The sequence below is a fragment of the Pseudomonas sp. PIC25 genome, assembly GCF_002286785.1.
Classification (GTDB): Bacteria; Pseudomonadota; Gammaproteobacteria; order Pseudomonadales; family Pseudomonadaceae; genus Pseudomonas_M.
Map to the genome: position 1 here is coordinate 1 of NZ_MUJY01000019.1, position 16,982 is coordinate 16,982.

Annotated in this window: 14 protein-coding genes and 1 pseudogene; 8 read left to right on the forward strand and 7 right to left on the reverse strand. The window is 63.5% G+C overall.

Features of this window, described 5'->3' with window-relative positions:
* Positions 1 to 194: 194 nt before the first annotated feature.
* On the reverse strand, positions 195 to 548 hold the full coding sequence (locus BZL41_RS00435; protein WP_095597471.1) for a DUF6531 domain-containing protein: 354 nt from the start codon (positions 546 to 548) through the stop codon (positions 195 to 197).
* A gap of 239 nt (positions 549 to 787) precedes the next feature.
* On the opposite strand from BZL41_RS00435, the gene ccoG reads away from it, so the two are divergent.
* Together ccoG and mapR are read left to right on the forward strand one after the other, a co-directional pair.
* The gene (gene ccoG / locus BZL41_RS00440) at positions 788 to 2,197 is read left to right on the forward strand and encodes a cytochrome c oxidase accessory protein CcoG (RefSeq protein ID WP_095597472.1); all 1,410 of its coding nucleotides are present in this window, start codon (positions 788 to 790) and stop codon (positions 2,195 to 2,197) included.
* Positions 2,198 to 2,265: 68 nt separating this feature from the next.
* The gene (mapR, locus tag BZL41_RS00445) at positions 2,266 to 3,675 is read left to right on the forward strand and encodes a GntR family transcriptional regulator MpaR (protein ID WP_095597473.1); all 1,410 of its coding nucleotides are present in this window, start codon (positions 2,266 to 2,268) and stop codon (positions 3,673 to 3,675) included.
* Between the two features lie 66 nt (positions 3,676 to 3,741).
* On the opposite strand, the pseudogene BZL41_RS28935 reads toward mapR, so the two are convergent.
* Positions 3,742 to 3,878: pseudogene (locus tag BZL41_RS28935) on the reverse strand (IS5/IS1182 family transposase); the annotation flags it as partial.
* 46 nt (positions 3,879 to 3,924) lie between these two features.
* On the opposite strand from BZL41_RS28935, the gene BZL41_RS00450 reads away from it, so the two are divergent.
* Positions 3,925 to 6,531 carry a discoidin domain-containing protein gene (locus tag BZL41_RS00450; protein ID WP_177409974.1) on the forward strand — a complete coding sequence of 869 codons (2,607 nt, stop codon included), beginning with the start codon at positions 3,925 to 3,927 and terminating at the stop codon, positions 6,529 to 6,531.
* A gap of 100 nt (positions 6,532 to 6,631) precedes the next feature.
* Here BZL41_RS00450 and bla read toward each other — a convergent pair whose 3' ends face one another.
* Positions 6,632 to 7,516, reverse strand: a complete 885-nt coding sequence (gene bla, locus BZL41_RS00455) for a class A beta-lactamase (RefSeq protein ID WP_095597474.1) — start codon at positions 7,514 to 7,516, stop codon at positions 6,632 to 6,634.
* 106 nt (positions 7,517 to 7,622) lie between these two features.
* Here bla and BZL41_RS00460 point away from each other — a divergent pair, with 106 nt between their 5' ends.
* Positions 7,623 to 8,495 (forward strand): LysR family transcriptional regulator, encoded by an 873-nt coding sequence (locus BZL41_RS00460; protein WP_095597475.1) that lies wholly within the window; start codon positions 7,623 to 7,625, stop codon positions 8,493 to 8,495.
* Here BZL41_RS00460 and BZL41_RS00465 read toward each other — a convergent pair whose 3' ends face one another.
* The 3 genes from BZL41_RS00465 to BZL41_RS00475 form a co-directional block, all read right to left on the reverse strand.
* Positions 8,496 to 9,320, reverse strand: coding sequence for a hypothetical protein (locus BZL41_RS00465; protein ID WP_095597476.1), 825 nt, complete (start codon positions 9,318 to 9,320; stop codon positions 8,496 to 8,498). It lies immediately after the preceding gene.
* A gap of 25 nt (positions 9,321 to 9,345) precedes the next feature.
* Positions 9,346 to 10,197 (reverse strand): hypothetical protein, encoded by an 852-nt coding sequence (locus tag BZL41_RS00470; protein ID WP_095597477.1) that lies wholly within the window; start codon positions 10,195 to 10,197, stop codon positions 9,346 to 9,348.
* A gap of 1,005 nt (positions 10,198 to 11,202) precedes the next feature.
* Complete coding sequence (locus tag BZL41_RS00475) at positions 11,203 to 11,985, reverse strand: IclR family transcriptional regulator (RefSeq protein WP_095597478.1); 783 nt, start codon at positions 11,983 to 11,985, stop codon at positions 11,203 to 11,205.
* 103 nt (positions 11,986 to 12,088) lie between these two features.
* Between BZL41_RS00475 and hmgA the strand changes: the two genes are divergently transcribed.
* From hmgA to BZL41_RS00490, 3 genes are all read left to right on the forward strand, one after another.
* Positions 12,089 to 13,396 (forward strand): homogentisate 1,2-dioxygenase, encoded by a 1,308-nt coding sequence (gene hmgA / locus BZL41_RS00480; RefSeq protein ID WP_095597479.1) that lies wholly within the window; start codon positions 12,089 to 12,091, stop codon positions 13,394 to 13,396.
* A gap of 1 nt (position 13,397) precedes the next feature.
* A complete protein-coding gene (gene fahA / locus BZL41_RS00485) occupies positions 13,398 to 14,702 on the forward strand; it encodes a fumarylacetoacetase (protein WP_095597480.1) in 1,305 nt (434 codons plus the stop codon).
* 194 nt (positions 14,703 to 14,896) lie between these two features.
* Entirely contained in the window at positions 14,897 to 15,460 is a 564-nt protein-coding gene (locus BZL41_RS00490) for a GNAT family N-acetyltransferase (protein ID WP_095597481.1), read from the forward strand.
* Between the two features lie 221 nt (positions 15,461 to 15,681).
* On the opposite strand, the gene BZL41_RS00495 is transcribed toward BZL41_RS00490, so the two are convergent.
* The gene (locus BZL41_RS00495; protein ID WP_168190892.1) at positions 15,682 to 16,170 is read right to left on the reverse strand and encodes a BRO family protein; all 489 of its coding nucleotides are present in this window, start codon (positions 16,168 to 16,170) and stop codon (positions 15,682 to 15,684) included.
* 287 nt (positions 16,171 to 16,457) lie between these two features.
* Between BZL41_RS00495 and BZL41_RS00500 the strand changes: the two genes are divergently transcribed.
* Positions 16,458 to 16,859: a helix-turn-helix domain-containing protein gene (locus tag BZL41_RS00500; protein ID WP_095597483.1), complete on the forward strand. Its 402-nt coding sequence runs from the start codon at positions 16,458 to 16,460 to the stop codon at positions 16,857 to 16,859.
* The last annotated feature ends 123 nt before the right edge of the window (positions 16,860 to 16,982 follow it).

Consider the following 16,982-nt stretch of genomic DNA (forward strand, 5'->3'; position numbering starts at 1 on the left):
ACGCTGCTGCGGTCGGCCCGCTGCCGGGGGGAGGCGTCCATACCATCTGAAAAAGCCCTGAATTTGCGAAGCAGCCGCTCTGTAACCCGCATGGTTGCTGGGGCGTATTTTTCAAGGACTGGCTTTTTCAGACCATCCTTAGGGGGTGGTGGGCTCTTGGGGGTGAGGGAGGTATTGCCGATCACTCGTCGGGGTCATAAGGTTTGAAGATGGTGGCATCGTTGTGAGTACTGCCAACCACATTGGCGCCAGCCATCCCCCTCGACGTCCCCATAAGTACCCTGGGTGTTGTAGGTCCGGGTGTGCAGCAGATCCAGCCCCAGCCCCGACAACTGCCGGTCGGTAAACTGCAGCACCAGATTACCGCTACCCGTATTAACCAGCGCCTGACCACCCGCCTGGCCAAAACCACCCTGGCCCGATACACCCGCTCCCCCCAGCATGTTCAGCGACGTGTTGAACAGACCCAGGCCACCACCGGTAACGACCGCCACCATTTCCCTTCCCCCAATCCTTCCCAAGCCGCCAATCCGCAGCCCCACAGACATCAGCCCGCCATCCGGCGTTTCGGCTCTCTTGTCTCCCTCTATTCCTCGTTTCGCGGAAAAGTTAAGGGTAAATGAAAATTTCTTGATGACGTGAGGGGAGGGCGGGCCCCGCAAAGCATGCATATCCAGATGCTAATGCATCCATCTGATCCGCATTTTCCCGCTTCACCTGAGTCTGTTATGAAAACAGCGCTCGTCCGATGATCACCCCGCCTGAAACAGCCTGACGGGGCATCATCATGACCCAACGTATTCCCGCCCGGATCATCGAGACCGTCGATGCCGGCAAGCCGATCCGCCTTACGCCCGCGCAGAGCGGCGGGCCCATTCATACCCGCAGTTTCAGCGGGCGTTTCCGCAACTGGCGCCTGGTGGGAGGAGGATTGCTGTTTCTGTTGTTTTTCGGGACGGCATGGCTGGACTGGGACGGTCGCCAGGCGGTGCTCTGGGACCTGGGCAGGCAGCAGTTCCACATCTTCGGTGCGACCTTTTGGCCGCAGGATTTCATTCTGCTCTCGGCGCTGTTGATCATTGCCGCGTTCGGCCTGTTCTTCATCACGGTGCTGGCCGGGCGGGTCTGGTGCGGGTATGCCTGCCCGCAGAGCACCTGGACCTGGGTTTTCATGTGGGCGGAGAAGATCACCGAGGGCGACCGGCACCAGCGCATCAAGCTGGACGCCGCGCCCTGGTCGGCCGGCAAGCTGCTGCGCCGCACCACCAAGCATGCCCTCTGGCTGGCGGTCAGCCTGGCTACGGCGTTGGCCTTCGTTGGCTATTTCACCCCGGTGCGCGAGTTGGTCCGCGATCTGTTCACACTCCAGGTGGACGCGGCCACCGGCTTCTGGGTGTTCTTCTTCACCGCCGCCACCTACGTGAATGCTGGCTGGTTGCGGGAGAAGGTGTGTCTGCATATGTGCCCGTATTCGCGCTTCCAGAGCGTGATGTTCGATCGCGACACCCTGATCGTCTCCTATGACGCGGCGCGTGGCGAAAGCCGGGGTGCCCGCAAGATCGGCAGCGACCCGCGTGCCCAGGGCCTGGGCGATTGCATCGACTGCACCGTCTGCGTCCAGGTCTGCCCGACCGGTATCGACATCCGCGACGGGCTGCAACTGGACTGCATCAGTTGCGGTGCCTGCGTCGATGCCTGCGATAGCGTGATGGACAAGATGGGCTATACCCGCGGGCTGATCCGCTATACCTCCGAACGCGCCTTGCAAGGTGGCCGGACCCGCTACCTGCGCCCGCGCCTGGTGGGTTACGCGGTGGCGATGGTGGTGATGATCGGCGCGTTCGTCTGGGCCTTGCAGGAGCGCCCGTTGATTTCCCTGGACGTGACCAAGGACCGCACGCTGTTCCGCGAAAACGCCGCCGGGCAGATCGAGAACGCCTATAGGCTCAAGGTGATCAACAAGACCCAGCAGACCCGCCAGTACGCTATTTCGCTCACCGATGGACCGTTCGAACTCCACGGACAGCGCCGGCTGAGCCTGGAGCCAGGGGAAATCCTCGATCTGCCGGTGAGCGTGGCGCTTATCGATGAAACGGCCCACATCACGGCGCGGACCCTGCGCTTCGAAGTCGTCGATCTGGCGGACCCGACGAGCCGGGTGGGCACCGAGAGTACCTTCGTCGCGCCCGTTCGTTGAGGGAAGCTGCCATGTGGCCGCCAGTGCCTTTAGACTCGGCCGCATCGTCCCCGCTGAGCCAGGACAGGATGAAGCGCTACGAGAAATTTGCCGACGAAATCGCCGAGCTGATCCGAACCGGCGTGCTCGCACCGGGGGAGCGGGCGCCCTCGGTGCGCCACGCCAGCCGCACCTATGGGGTCAGCCCATCCACGGTGTTCCAGGCTTATTACCTGCTGGAAGACCGTGGCCTGATTCAGGCGCGGGCGCGCTCCGGCTACTTCGTCCGCGAGCACGCCAAGCGGCCGTTGCACGAGCCGGACATCGGCACGCGGGTGGCCCAGACCACTGACGTCGGCGTCAGCGAACTGGTGTTCTCGGTGCTCGCCTCGTTGCGCGACCCGGAGACCGTGCCCTTCGGCTCGGCCTTCCCCAGCCCGGAACTGTTTCCCATGGCCCGCCTGGCGCGCTCGATGGCGCAGAGCGTGCGCAACATGCTGGCGCGCGAGGTGATCGCCGAGATGACCGCCGGCAACCCCGACCTGCGCCGGCAAATCGCCCTGCGCTACAGGGTCAGCGGCGTGATGCTGCCGATGGAGGAGTTGGTGATCACCAGCGGGGCGATGGAGGCGCTCAACCTGTGCCTGCAGGTGGTCACCGCGCCGGGCGATCTGGTGGCCATCGAGTCGCCGGCGTTCTACGCGACGTTGCAGGTGCTGGAGCGGCTCAAGCTGAAGGCGGTGGAAATCCCTGTTCACCCGCGCGAAGGCATCGACCTGGACGTGCTGGCCGATAGCCTGGGGCGCCTGCCGATCAAGGCCTGCTGGTTCATGAGCAGTCTACAGAACCCGCTGGGGGCGAGCATGGGGGCTGGGAAAAAACAGGCGCTGCATGCCTTGCTCCGGCGCCATCAGGTACCGCTGATCGAGGACGACGTCTATGCCGAGTTGTACTTCACCAAGGAGCCGCCGAAGCCGGTGAAAAGCTTCGACCGCGACGGGCTGGTGATGCACTGCGGCTCCTTCTCCAAGAGCCTGGCGCCCGGCTACCGCATCGGCTGGGTGGCTGGCGGGCGCTTCGCCGAGCAGATCAGCCGGCTCAAGCTGATGACCACTATTTCCCCCTCGGTGCCGGCCCAGGCGGCCATCGCCGATTACCTGCAACATGGTGGCTATGACCGCCACCTGCGCAAGCTGCGCCATGCGTTGGAAATGCAACAGGGCGCCATGCTCGCCTCGGCGGCCCGGCACTTCCCGGCCAGCACGCGGGTGACCCGGCCCAGCGGCGGCTATTTCCTCTGGTTCGAATTCCCCGAGCAGGTGGATTCGCTGCAACTGCTGCAACTGGCCCTGGCCCAGGGCATCAGCCTGGCGCCGGGGCCGATCTTTTCGGCGACCCAGCGCTTTCGCAACTGCGCCCGGCTCAACCACGGGCATCCGTGGGATGCTCGCAGCGAGCGGGCGATGGAGCTATTGGGGCGGATGATCCGCTCGTTCTGAGGGCATGGACCTCAGTCATTAGTCCACTAACGATCCCAGGCCCGACAACGGCAGACGCAGGTCCGTATCACCATAATCGGGCAGTATGTCACGCCAAGGCGATGATCCTGTCCGCAAAGTCCGGGATATCGCGTTGATCAAACAGCGGTTACCCGTTACCACAGAACATAACTGCCGGCACGCCCGGGCAGATGAGGCACCAGTCATTGTGACGCCTCTGTCTTTCCGCCCTTTTTTGGGAATGCCTTTATGTTTGATCGAATCAGTTTTGCTGCCGTGCTACTCGTTTTGAGTTCGACGGTGCTCGTGGGTTGTCTGGAGAAAGGGGGAAGTAGCTCCAAGCCGAGAGACAACCCTGCGGTCCCCGTTGTCGTGGCTCCTGTCGAGCCGGAGGTTCCCGTCGTCACGGAGCCGGACGAACCGGAGGCACCCGCCCCCACCCCCGCTGCCCCAGAACCAGATGAGCCGGAGGCTCCCATTGTCACGGAACCAGCCGTCCCCGAGGTCCGTGTTCTTCAGCATCCAGGCGCTCCGCTGACTCTCTCGGATCTCCAGACCCTCAAGGCATACATCGAAGAAGGCCGGGAGCCGTGGAAGTCGGCCTATAACCTGTTGGCGAAGGACGGCAAGGCTCAGTCCACCTATGGCATGGCCGGCCCGTTCGCGAAAGTGAGCCGCGCTCCGAACGAGAACCTCTGGCCCTGGCGCAACGACATGGTCGCGATCTGGAATCTCTCGCGGATGTGGTACTTCACCCAAGAAGACCGATACGCGGAGAAAGCGCGTGAGATTCTACTTGCCTGGGCCACCACCCACACCAAGTTCGCGGGACGCGAGTCGATGCTCGATCTGGGCGACTACGCCTACATGTTCGTGGGTGGCGCTGACATCCTGCGCGGTACATGGCAGGGCTGGAGTGAAGCCGACACGGCGGTCGTCAAGAAGTATTTCAAAGACGTGCTGATGCCCGCGTCGAACCCCTATGGGGAAAGCCAGTTCGGGGCCGCCAACAAGGGCGCACTGGCCCTTGTTGCCCTCGGTTTGATGGCGATCTACAACGACGATATCGAGACGCTGAACAGGGTCGTCTATCAGACCCGCACGCTCGCCCACATCGGTCTGCGCAGCTCCAACGACATCGGTATGCTCGGCGATTACCTTCGCGACCAGGGGCACGCCTATGGGCAACTCCGGTCACTGGTGATGCTTGCCGAGGCGCTCTGGAAGCAGGGCATCGACGTTTATTCCGATTTTGATAACCGCCTGCTGGCGGCGGGTGAATACTTTGCCAGGGTGAACGAACTCGTACCCACGACGGCCCTTCCTTTCGGCACCACCGACGCGTACTACACCGTTGATAACACCAACCGCGGTTGGGGAGGGGGCTTCGGCGGGAACATCGCGCTCAACCAGATTTATGGCGCTTACGTCCTGCGCAAGGGCCTGCAGGCACCTTTTATCGTTCAGCGGCGCCTGTGGATGCCGACGGACGGCTCCAGCTTCATGTTCTTGAAGGACTCCGATACCTCGAGGGCGGTGCCCGGACCTGCGCTCCCCATCCCATCGACCGCCTCGATCACCTCGGGATTCAGCAGTGTCGACATCGGGGGCGCTACCCCGGCCGGCAAGGCCACTTACCTCGACGGCCTGGGCAAATGGACGGTGGAGGGAGCGGGTTTCGATATCTGGAAAGCAGGCGACAGCGGTCACTTCGCTTACAAGGCCATCACCGGCAACAGTGCCATCATAGCGAAGGTCGAGTCGGTTCAAGCCTCCAGCCTATCCGCCAAGGCCGGCGTGATGATGCGCACGAGCCTCGATCAGGGCGCTCCCCGCGCCTGGATGGCCATCACCGGTGGGGGCAATCTCGAGCAGAACATGCCGAACCTCGTCGTATATGGTGGTACCAACTACGGGAACAAAGTCCTCGCCCGATCCTTGCCATCGTACTGGGTGAAGCTGGAGCGTATTGGCAACATCATTACCGGCTACGTGTCTCCTGACGGCACCAACTGGGCGGCTACCAATGTCGGTCGTATCGACGCCCCCGTGCCCGATACGATCTATGTCGGCCTGGTGGTTTCCTCGGCCAGTAACGGCGTACTGAGCAGCTCCACCTTCAGCAACGTCCAGATCACCGGTGGCGACGGTGGCGCGCCGATCTTTCCCCCCGCTGCGCCTGCCGCCCTGTTGGCCGCGCCAGGCGATGGCGCCGTCCCGCTGCGCTGGCAGGCATCCTTCGGGGCCACCAGCTATACGGTCAAGCGCTCCACCTCCCGGGGTGGCTCCTACTCGACCATCGCGTCGGGCATCACGGGCAGCAGCTACACGGACACGTCGGTGACCAACGGCACGACCTACTATTACACCGTCACGGCGAGCAACTCCGCCGGTACGAGCGATAGTTCTCCCGAGGACAGCGCCACACCGGCTCGCCCGCTGGTCTACGTCGCTACCGGCGGCGCTGCCAACGACAGCGCCAACAACCCGACCAACGCCCAGACTGCCTTTGACCAGAACTCGCTGACGGAATGGTTCTACGGGGGCGTGACTGGCTGGCTGCAGTACGACCTCGGCCGCACGGAGGTCGTCCAGCGCTATACGGTCGCCAACTCCTTCGACAAGATTGAGCGCGATCCGAAGGATTGGCAGTTCCAGGGCTCCAACGACGGCGTCAGCTGGACCACGCTCGACACGCAAAGTAACCAGATGTTCGTCTGGCGCTACGTGATGAAGACCTACGAGGTCGCAAATCCGGCCGCCTATCGCTACTACCGCCTCAACATTACGGCCAACAATGGCGATGGCGCCTTCATCGCGCTCGGCGAGTTCGGGCTGTTCGCTGCCAAGCCGTAGTGAACTCAATGCCCGATTGAAGCAGGCGGATAGCCTGGGCGCGTTTGTACGTGCCCCAGGCATCCGACCTGACCATGTAAGCGCTGACTACCGGCGAAAATCAGAGCCCCGCCACCAGCCTGCCGACCTCGGCGATGGCCGCATTGCGCCGATTCATGTCCGTGTCGCTTCCGGTGAGGTAGACGGTTACCAGTACCGGTTCGCGTCCGGGCGGCCAGAGAATGGCAATGTCGTTGGCGGTGCCGCGATCGCCGGAACCGGTCTTGTCGCCGACGCGCCAGTCCTTCGGCAGGCCGGCCCGGAGGCGGGCAGCGCCGGTCTTGTTGGCGACCAGCCAGCCCAGCAGACGCTCGCGTGAGGCCGGCGACAGTGCCGAGCCCAACAGCAGTTTGCGCATATCGTCGAGCATGGCGGCAGGCGTGGTCGTGTCGCGCGGGTCGCCGGGGAGGGCTTCGTTCAACGCGGTTTCGTAGCGGTCGAGGCGGGTCACCTCATCGCCCAGGCTGCGGGCAAAGGCGGTGAGTCCTTCCGGCCCGCCCAAGCTGTTCAGCATCAGGTTGCCGGCGGTGTTGTCGCTCAGGGTGACGGCCGCTTCGCACAGCTCGGCCAGGGTCATGCCTTCGCCGTCGGCGCGCGGACCGGTAGCCGGCGAATACTCGACGAGATTGGCTGTCGTGAATTTCACCCGGCGTCCGAGGCTGTCCAGCCCCTGGTCCTGGCGGGCAAGAATCGCCGCGGCGGCGAGAAACTTGAAAGTGCTGCACATCGGGAAGCGTTCGTCCTGGCGCCAGCCGGCCCGCAGGCCCGTGCCGAGGTCCAGCAGTGCCACCCCGAGACGGCCGCCAACGCCTTCCTCTATCCCGGCCAGCCGGCGCTCGATGTCCTGGTCGGATGCCCGTTCGCCGGCGATACCGAACCGAATACCCATAAGGCCAGCTAGGGAGCCGGCCATCATCGCTCCTGTGAATGCACGTCTGCCAATCATCCAATGTCCTCCTTGTGGAGCGGCGACTATCGACCAGAGCGGGGCAGGGGACAAACGATGATATGTTTACCGACCCGACAGGAAAACTTATGACAGCGATGTCTCCATGCGCCCCTATCTCCCGCTCAAGGCCCTCCGCGCCTTCGAATCCGCCGCCCGTCACCTTAGCTTCACCCGGGCTGCCCAAGAGCTGAACGTCACCCAGGCCGCTGTCAGCCAGCAGGTGCGCCAGCTTGAGGAGCGGCTCGGCGCACCGCTATTCAAACGCCTGCCGCGCGGCCTGGGCATGACCGACGAGGGCATGGCGCTGCGCCCGGTGCTCACCGACGCCTTCGACCGCATCGAAGCGGTACTGCGGCAGTTCGAGGGCGGACACTTCCATGAAGTGCTGACGGTGGGAGTGGTCGGCACATTCGCCGTGGGCTGGCTGATGCCGCGCATGAAGGCGTTCCAGGATGCCCATCGCTTCGTCGAGCTACGTTTGCTCACCCACAACAACGTGGTCGATCTGGCGGCGGAAGGGCTCGACCTGGCCATCCGCTTCGGCGACGGCACCTGGCCCGGCCTGGTCGCCAGCCACCTCCTCGAGGCGCCGCTCAGCGTCCTCTGCGCGCCGGAGATCGCCGAACGGCTGCAAGGCCCCGAGGATCTGGCCGACGAAACCCTGCTGCGCTCCTACCGTGCCGACGACTGGCCCAACTGGTTCGCTGCGGCCGGCATCCCGCCACGCCCGGTACGCGGCCCGGTATTCGACTCCTCGCGGCTGATGGTGGAGGCGGCGGTCCAGGGCAACGGCATCGCCCTGGCACCGCCGGTCATGTTCGAACAGGAATTACGTACCGGCCGCCTGGTGCGACCGTTCGCTATCGAGGTGAAAGCCGGCAGCTATTGGCTGGTCTGGCAAAAGTCGAAGGCAGAGACGCCGGCGATGCGGGCGTTCGGCGAGTGGATTCTGGCAGCGGCGGGGGAGAACACCTGATCACAGAACGATGATGGAGTTGCTGGGCGTGGTATTCACCGAAAAGTGAGGACCGCGCACCAGCTTGCGAATGTCCTTCACTTCGCCGAAGACACCCTGGCGGGCCCAGCCAGGCAACACTTTGGCCCCGGCGTATTCAGTCCAGGACCAGACGCTCCAGGACTCGCCAGTCCGATCCGGCTCGAAGTAATGCCAGCCCTGTGCGTCTCGCCCCTGGCTCAGGTCGCAGATATCGAGATAGAGCCTACCCAGTCCCTGACCCAGCAGCGCCATGTTGTAGCCGTTGGGCAGACTGGCCTGTTGGAACAGTGCCTGGAGGCGCGGATGCAGCCCGTTGACGATCGCCTGCTTGGCCGCCTGGATCGCACCGGCCTGGCTGGCGGCCACGTAGGGGCCGCCGGTGACGGCAGCCTGCACGGCGTTCTGCACCGCCCGCAAGGTGATGTCATAGGCGCGAAGGATGTCCCGGCAATGCTCTTCCTCCGCATGCTGCGAATCGGTGGCAATCGCCTGGGACACTTCGACGTAGATGCGACGGTTCCCCGGCCCCGCGACAAAATTCGTCAATGAGCCATACCAGAACATGAGGTTCGTCGAGTGCAGCCCCGGCCCGAGATGGAAGGCGTGGTTGTCGCCCTCATGGGCGGGCTGGGTGAGCTGGACGGAGGCCGACCACGTATTCACATTCACCGGCACGCAATGGATCGTGAACGTGGGGGCAGTGAAATTGGCCGGGGGCGAGGTGGTGCCGAAGTCGTCCGGGCTGCCTCCCTGGGCGGTGAGCAAGGCGCGGGTGGCGACGGCGGTGGATTGGTGGGCGAGCATCGTGTTTTCCCGAGGGGCAAGCGCTTCACTTCGTCGACTTATTCGACTCGTAGAACTTCATCAGGATGAATGTCCAGAGCAGGTTCAGCTTCTCCTCGTTATCCAGGAAATCGTTCAGGTGCAGGATGCGGTGCTCGCGTGGATCGAAACCCTTGGGCAGGTTATCGAAAGTGCAACTGACGGTATCCGACACCAGCAGGAAATCGTTGATCTGCAACAGCCAACTGGCGGCGGGCGCGTTGACGAAGACGTTGAGCAGCCGCTTCAGTGCCGTGTACTCCATGCTGCCGCGATTGATCAGGCGGATGATGAACATCACGTCGCGGCGCAGTTGCGGCGGGAGCGGGTAGATCGCATTGCAGCCGTACTTGTGGTTGCCCGAGGTCGGGCTGGTCAATGGCAGGCCCAGCGCCGCCAGGACGATGGTGCAGAAGCCGCAGTGCGGCTGGTCGGTGACGAAATGCGTGGCGGGCACCGCCTGGCCGTTGGCGAGGAAAACCCGGCCGTACCGCAGCACCCAGTAACCGCGATGCAGCATGGCCTGCAGGGCGCGCATTTCAGAATGCATGTTGGTGTCGGTGCTGTAGCTCTCCGTCAGACCGCTCGGCAGGGTAACGGTGGTGGTCGCCTTTTCCTCACCCTGCATGGCGTAGGGCTGCAAGGGCTGCGTGATGTCGCTGCGGATCTTGTCGATGGAGGCGACCACGCCGGCGCTCTTCTCGCCGAACTTCACGTCGACCTGCGTCTTGGCATTGAAGCGCGGCGCCTGGACCTGAGAGTCGCGGTACTGCCGCAAGGGGCATGGGTTGGTGATGCAGAGGGGAAATTGCTCGCCTGCGTTCCAGCTTTTGCCACATCCCTGTTGAGTGCAGAACATCCCTGACACCTCTGCGCAATCGGCGATGGAGGAGATATAGCAGGGGCTACGGCAGAGTCAAATATCCGGGATGGGGACCGTTGGGCGAATGCATGTCTATGTAACTTGGATCCGACATTACCTCATCGAGAGAAATACCTTTCACTTCTCCAGCAGGAATTCTGTATCGACAGTGACTGCATCACAAAACTCAAAGAGCCCACGGCAAAGCCGGGGGCTCCTTGTTTATTTCTTGCAAGATTTATTGCGCGATTATTGGGCTGCTTTGCTGTACCAAAAATTGGTTAGTCCGTTTTCACCAGGTACGGTATCCCCTTCAGTGGTAGTGATATACCCAAGGCATGTGGGCTGGGAGAAGGTTTGTGCGTATACCGGGGAACCGTTGAATACACGGATATTCGTGCTTTTCCATCCGCTTCGGCGGCTGATGTCTACACATCTGTTATGCCAGTACCCACGATTATCGGCAAAAAATACGCGAATTGAAGAGATTTTGGCATGAGTAAGAACCATCAAATAGTGCCGACCCGGACCAGCCTTACCTGAGGCAAGGGCCACTGAAGCCGAAGATAACAGGCAGGTTGTAATAATAGCTAGTATGGTGCTTTTTTTGCGTAAATACATTTGTAAACTCCGCTGAATATGTTTGCTGGGCGAATTCTCATACTGGAACGTTAATACCGAAGAGAAATGTCGCTGAGCATATTAAGTGGCAGGTCATAATGATTTCACTGAAATGCTTCACATTGCAGGGGACGAATAAGGCCATCTGAATGATGGCGTTGCAATGGCGAACTGTATTGTAGAAAGTGTTAACTCGGAAATTAAATCAAGCCGCAAGACGATACATGGGGAATGTCATGTCTTTCTGGGGCCTCGTTGGGAGGTGGCCACGAAAATTAGGCCATTACATCAAAGCCGAAGACGAGGGGAGACGCCCAGTTGTGAGGGGCGTCGGTCGGCAACACGAGAATGTATCGCTGGAGTGCACAACAAACAGCGTTCCTACAAAACCTCACCCCCCATCCGCCCGCTGATCAACCGCGCCCCCTCCAACAACCGCCGTGCCGCGGCTCCATCCGGCTCCGCCTTGAACCCCGGTTCGGCACCGACCACCGTGATCACCCCCACCAACCGCCCGCCCGCCGCGAACAACGGCGCCGAGAGCGCATTCACGCCGGCCATCAGCAACCCATGCACGGATTGCAGATGCGTCGCGCGGATCGCCTCGACAGTCGCCAGCAGCTCCTGAGACGAGGGCGCGCCCGCTGCCTTCAATTCCTCTTCGCGCAGAGGCGCGGTTTCCAGTTCGGGCAGGAAGGCGTTGAACACCAACCCGGTGGACGACCCCAGCAGCGGTAGCACCGAACCCACTTGGGTGACCAGGGTGATCGCCCGCACCGCCTGTTCCACATGCACCACCGTCGGTCCGCGATTGCCCCATACGGCGAGGAAGCAGGTCTCGTTCAGCTCGTCGCGCAGCTCCGCCAGGCAAGGCGTGGCCACCTTCACCACATCCAGCCGGCCCAGCGCGGCCAAGCCGACGAACAACGCTGCCTGGCCCAAGCCATAGTGATTGGTGGCCGGGTCCTGCTCGGCGAAGCCGCTGGCGATCAGCGCCTGCAAGTAGCGGTGCACCTTGCTTGCCGGCATGCCGACGTGCTCCGCCAGCCGCGACAGCGAGGTAGCCGGCGCCAGTTCCGCCAACCCCTTGAGGATGTCCGTGCCGACTTCCGCGGCCTGAACCTTCTGCCGCCTGGGCGCTGTCTCTGCGATATCGCTTGTCATGAACTCAACTGCCTGCGAGGGAAGGCGGTTTTATAGCTTGACGCTCTGGGTCAATCAAATTACTTTTTGCGTAAATCGTTTACGCAAAATGCGAGAGAAGGCCATGCGCACACAAGAACAATCCGCTGCAGCCCTTTCCTACCAATCGGGCTTCGGCAACGAATTCGCCAGCGAAGCGCTGCCCGGAGCCCTGCCGGAGGGGCAGAACTCCCCGCAGAAGGTGCCCTACGGGCTATACGCCGAACTGCTTTCCGGCACCGCCTTCACCGTGCCGCGCAGCGAAGCGCGGCGCACCTGGATGTACCGCATCCGCCCCTCCGCCAAACACGGCCAATACCAGCGCCTCGAACGCCAGATCGCTGGCCGCGAACTCGGCCCGGTCACCCCCAACCGCCTGCGCTGGGACCCACTGGACCTGCCGCCTGCCGGCACCGACTTCATCGACGGCCTGGTGCGCATCGCCGCCAACGGCGAAGGCGAGCAGCCCAGCGGCGCGAGCATCTACCGCTACGCCGCCAGCGCCTCCATGGAGCGGGTGTTCTTCGACGCCGACGGCGAACTGCTGCTGGTGCCGGAAAGCGGCCGGTTGCGCCTCGTCACTGAACTCGGCGTGCTGGAGGTGGAGCCCCTGGAAATCGCGGTGATCCCGCGCGGCATGAAATTCCGCGTCGAATTGCCGGACGGCAGCGCCCGCGGCTACGTCTGCGAGAACCACGGCTGCGCCCTGCGCCTGCCCGACCTCGGCCCCATTGGTAGCAACGGCTTGGCCAACCCGCGCGACTTCCTCGCCCCGGTGGCCCGCTACGAAGAGCGCGACGAGCCGGTGCGGCTGGTGCAGAAATTCCTCGGCGAACTCTGGGCCACCGACCTTGGCCACTCGCCGCTGGATGTCGTCGCCTGGCACGGCAACAACGTGCCCTACAAGTACGATCTGCGCCGCTTCAACACCATCGGCACGGTCAGCTACGACCACCCGGATCCGTCCATCTTCACCGTGCTCACCTCGCCCAGTGCGATCCACGGCATGGCCAACATCGACTTCGTGATCTTCCCGCCGCGCTGGATGGTGGCGGAGAACACCTTCCGTCCGCCGTGGTTCCACCGCAACCTGATGAACGAATTCATGGGCCTGATCCAGGGCGCCTACGACGCCAAGGCCGGCGGTTTCGTACCCGGCGGCGCCTCGCTGCACAACTGCATGAGCGCCCACGGCCCGGACCACACCTCCACCGAGCAGGCCATCGCCGCCGAGTTGAAGCCGCACAAGATCGAGAACACCATGGCCTTCATGTTCGAGACCGGCCAGGTCCTGCGGCCGACCCGCCACGCCCTGGAATGCCCGCAACTGCAACAGGACTACGACGCCTGCTGGGCCGGCCTGACCAAGACATTCGACCAGAACGGGAAATGACATGACCGCACACAACCAACGGCGTAGCTGGGTGGACTCGGCCAACGGCCACCCCGACTTTTCCCTCGCCAACCTGCCCCTGGGCGTGTTCAGCCGCCCCGGCCTGACCCCGCGCGGCGGTGTCGCCATCGGCGACCGCATCCTCGACCTTAAGGCCGCGCTGGACGCCGGCCTGTTCGACGGTGCCGCCCGCCAGGCCGCCGAAGCCGCCAGCGACGACAGCCTCAACGCCTTCTTCGCCCTCGGCGCCCCGGCGCGGCGCGCCCTGCGCGAAGCCCTGCTGGGCCTGCTCGATGCGGACAGCCCCCAGCGCGAGCGTCTTCAGGCCCTCGGCGAAACCCTGCTGCAGCCCATGGACGCCTGCCGCCTGCACCTGCCGGCGCGGATCGGCGACTACACTGACTTCTACGTCGGCATCCACCATGCCACCAACGTCGGCAAACTGTTCCGCCCGGACAACCCGTTGCTGCCCAACTACAAATACGTGCCCATCGGCTACCACGGCCGCGCTTCCACCATCGACGTCTCCGGCGCCGCGGTGAAGCGCCCCAATGGCCAGACGTTGCCACCGGGCGCTAGCGAGCCGAGCTTCGGCCCGAGCAAGCGCCTCGACTACGAACTGGAACTGGGCATCTGGATCGGCGAAGGCAACGCCCGTGGCGAAGCCATCCCGATTGCCGAAGCGGGCAGCCACATCGCCGGCTTCTGCCTGCTCAACGACTGGTCCGCGCGCGACGTTCAGGCTTGGGAATACCAACCCCTCGGCCCGTTCCTCTCCAAGAGCTTCGCCACCAGCGTGTCGCCTTGGGTCGTTACTGCCGAAGCCCTGGAACCCTTCCGCTGCGCCCAACCGCCGCGCCCTGAAGGCGATCCGCGCCCCTTGCCCTACCTGTGGGACGAGCGCGATCAGCAGGCCGGCGCCCTGGACATCGAACTGGAAGTGCTGCTGCTCACCGACGCCATGCGCGAACAGGGCCTGGCGCCGCAGCGCATCGCCCTTAGCAACACGCTGAACATGTACTGGACCGTCGCCCAGATGGTCGCCCACCACAGCGTCAATGGCTGCAGCCTGCAACCCGGCGACCTGTTCGGCTCCGGCACCCTCTCCGGCGAGCGTCCGGAAAGCTTCGGCAGCCTTCTGGAACTCACCCAGGGCGGCAAGCAACCGCTGCACCTGCCGAGCGGCGAAACCCGCACCTTCCTCGAAGACGGCGACGAGATCATCCTCAAGGCCCGCTGCCGCCGCGACGGCTACCCGTCCATTGGCTTCGGCGAGTGCCGGGGCAGGGTGCTGCCGGCTGCTTGATGGCTACACCGCAACATCCCGGGCCGGGCGACGGAAGTCCCCGGCCCGCTCGTTTTTGGTGGGAAAACACCCCCTGCGACACTGTGCCCCAGGCCCGCCGGGCGGGGGCCGGGGCTTTAGTTGACTCCGGTCAAATCGCCCAATCTTTGGCGGCGTTTGAATGACGGTAGATTTTCGAATGGAGCCTACCCATCATGTCCAACACCGCCAGAGTCCTCGACTTCCCCCAACCTGAACCGCAAGCACCCAGCGCCTACTGGGTCGAGTCCCTTGCCGACGGCACCCACGTCCTGATCCGCCCGCTGCGCCCCGAAGACCGTGAGCGCGAACGCGAATTCATCCAGCGCATGTCCCCGGAGGCACGGCGCTTCCGCTTCCTCGGCACGGTCAAGGATGTCAGCCCGCAACTGCTCGACCAGCTCATGGACGTGGACTATCAGGACCGCATGGCCTTCGTCGCCCTGGCCCATGAAGACGGCAAGCTGGTGGAAGTCGGCATCAGCCGCTACGCCGCCACCGAAGCCGACAAGCAATGCGAATGCGCCGTCGCCGTGGCTGACGATTGGCACGGCCGGGGCCTCTCCGCCGCGCTGATGAACCACCTCATCGACGAAGCCCGGCAGAACGGCTTCGAGAAAATGATCTCCGTCGACCTGATGGACGACCGCCGCATCCGCGACCTCAGCGCCCAGCTCGGCTTCCGCGCCGAACGCGACCCGAACGATTCGAGTCTGGTGATCCACAATTTGCAGTTGTAAAAAAGGGGGCGAAGCTCCGCCGGGCGAATGAATTCGCTCCTGCACGGATCGGCAGCCCCATACCAGCTACTCCCTCGCCCCTTTGGAGAGACGACTACAGGGATGTAAGGAGGTAGAGCGACGCAGGATGCCAAAGCCGAGGGCTGGGGTGAGGGGGCGGAGCGGAGCCATGTGCATCACCGTCGAATTACGCCATGGCGAACCGGCGAATAATTTCGCCTCTACAAACTCGCACCCCTAGCAACCCCCGCCCTCAACACATCCCCCGGCACCACCTGCGGCAAATCCTCCAGCGCCACCCAGAGCCGGTCCTGCCAATGGATCACCTGCAGCCCGCTGGCCTTCCACTGCAAGGTGCCGAAGCGCGGCGCGCCCGCGTCGCTGCGTTCGCTGTTGCGCAGCTCCGGGATCACCCGCCGCGCCACCCAGGCCCGCAGCGCCTCGTTTTCCGGGTGGCCATCGCGTACCAGCGTGGCGTACAGCCCGGACTCATCCACCAGCCGTACCTCCTTCAAGCCGAAGGGCGTCATCAGCCATTCGCTGCGCAGCTGGTCCTCTGCCAGTGCCTTGGCGATCCGCTCCGGGGTGTGCCAGCGGCCCAGCAGGGCCGCGAGATCGGAAAGGGAAAACCAGGCTTGATCGTCGATCAGTAGGGCGCGGAACGGCTGGCCGTGGCGGTTGAATAGCGTGGGGGAAAAGGCGTCGTGCATGGTGTCTCCCTTCGATGATGATGCACCGCCCGCAGCCAACGCCCAGGAGCAGGCCCGAGGGCATCCTCCGTGCAGTCGGAAAGCTGGGAAAAAGGCAGGCGCCCGCATGACGGCGAAACAGTGCGGAGCGGCCAAAGCGTCCCTGCCGCAGGCGGCCGAATGTCGCCCAGGCGGGCGCGTGAGCGCTTGCCCGTATCGGGCGGCGTTCGGCATAGTGCAGTAATGTGTGCTTGCAACTTGATGTTCTCCCACAAAGCGGGGAGTGTCAACGCCAAATGGAGACGTTTGTGGGAATCGGTTCGCGTTTGAAACAAGAACGTAAGCGTTTAGGGTATAGCCAAGTAAAGTTCGCCAAGGCGGCGGGGAGTTCGAAGAACTCGCAATACAACTATGAGAAGGGCGAGCGCAGCCCAACCGCCGACTATCTGGAGGCCATCGCTGCGCTGGGGGCCGATGTCCTCTACATCGTTACCGGAACCCGCACCCCCATGCCCGCCGACAGCCTGAGCCCGGAAGAAAACCAGGTCGTCATCGACTACCGCACCGTCCCCAGCGACGACCAAGCCGCCATCCGCCGCGTCGCCTCCGCCCTGGCCCAAACTCTTCCTCCCCCGGAAGAGGAAGAAGACGAAGACCTGGACGAACAGGAAGAGCAGGGCGAAGCAATAACGACACGCCCCGAAATCTGATCGTTCCCACGCTCCGCGTGGGAATGCCTCCCATGACGCTCCGCGTCGCAGCGGCAGGCAAACCAGCGCAAGGCCAAGCACCCAAAGGTGACACGAGGCAACCCGGATTACGCTGGCGCTTAT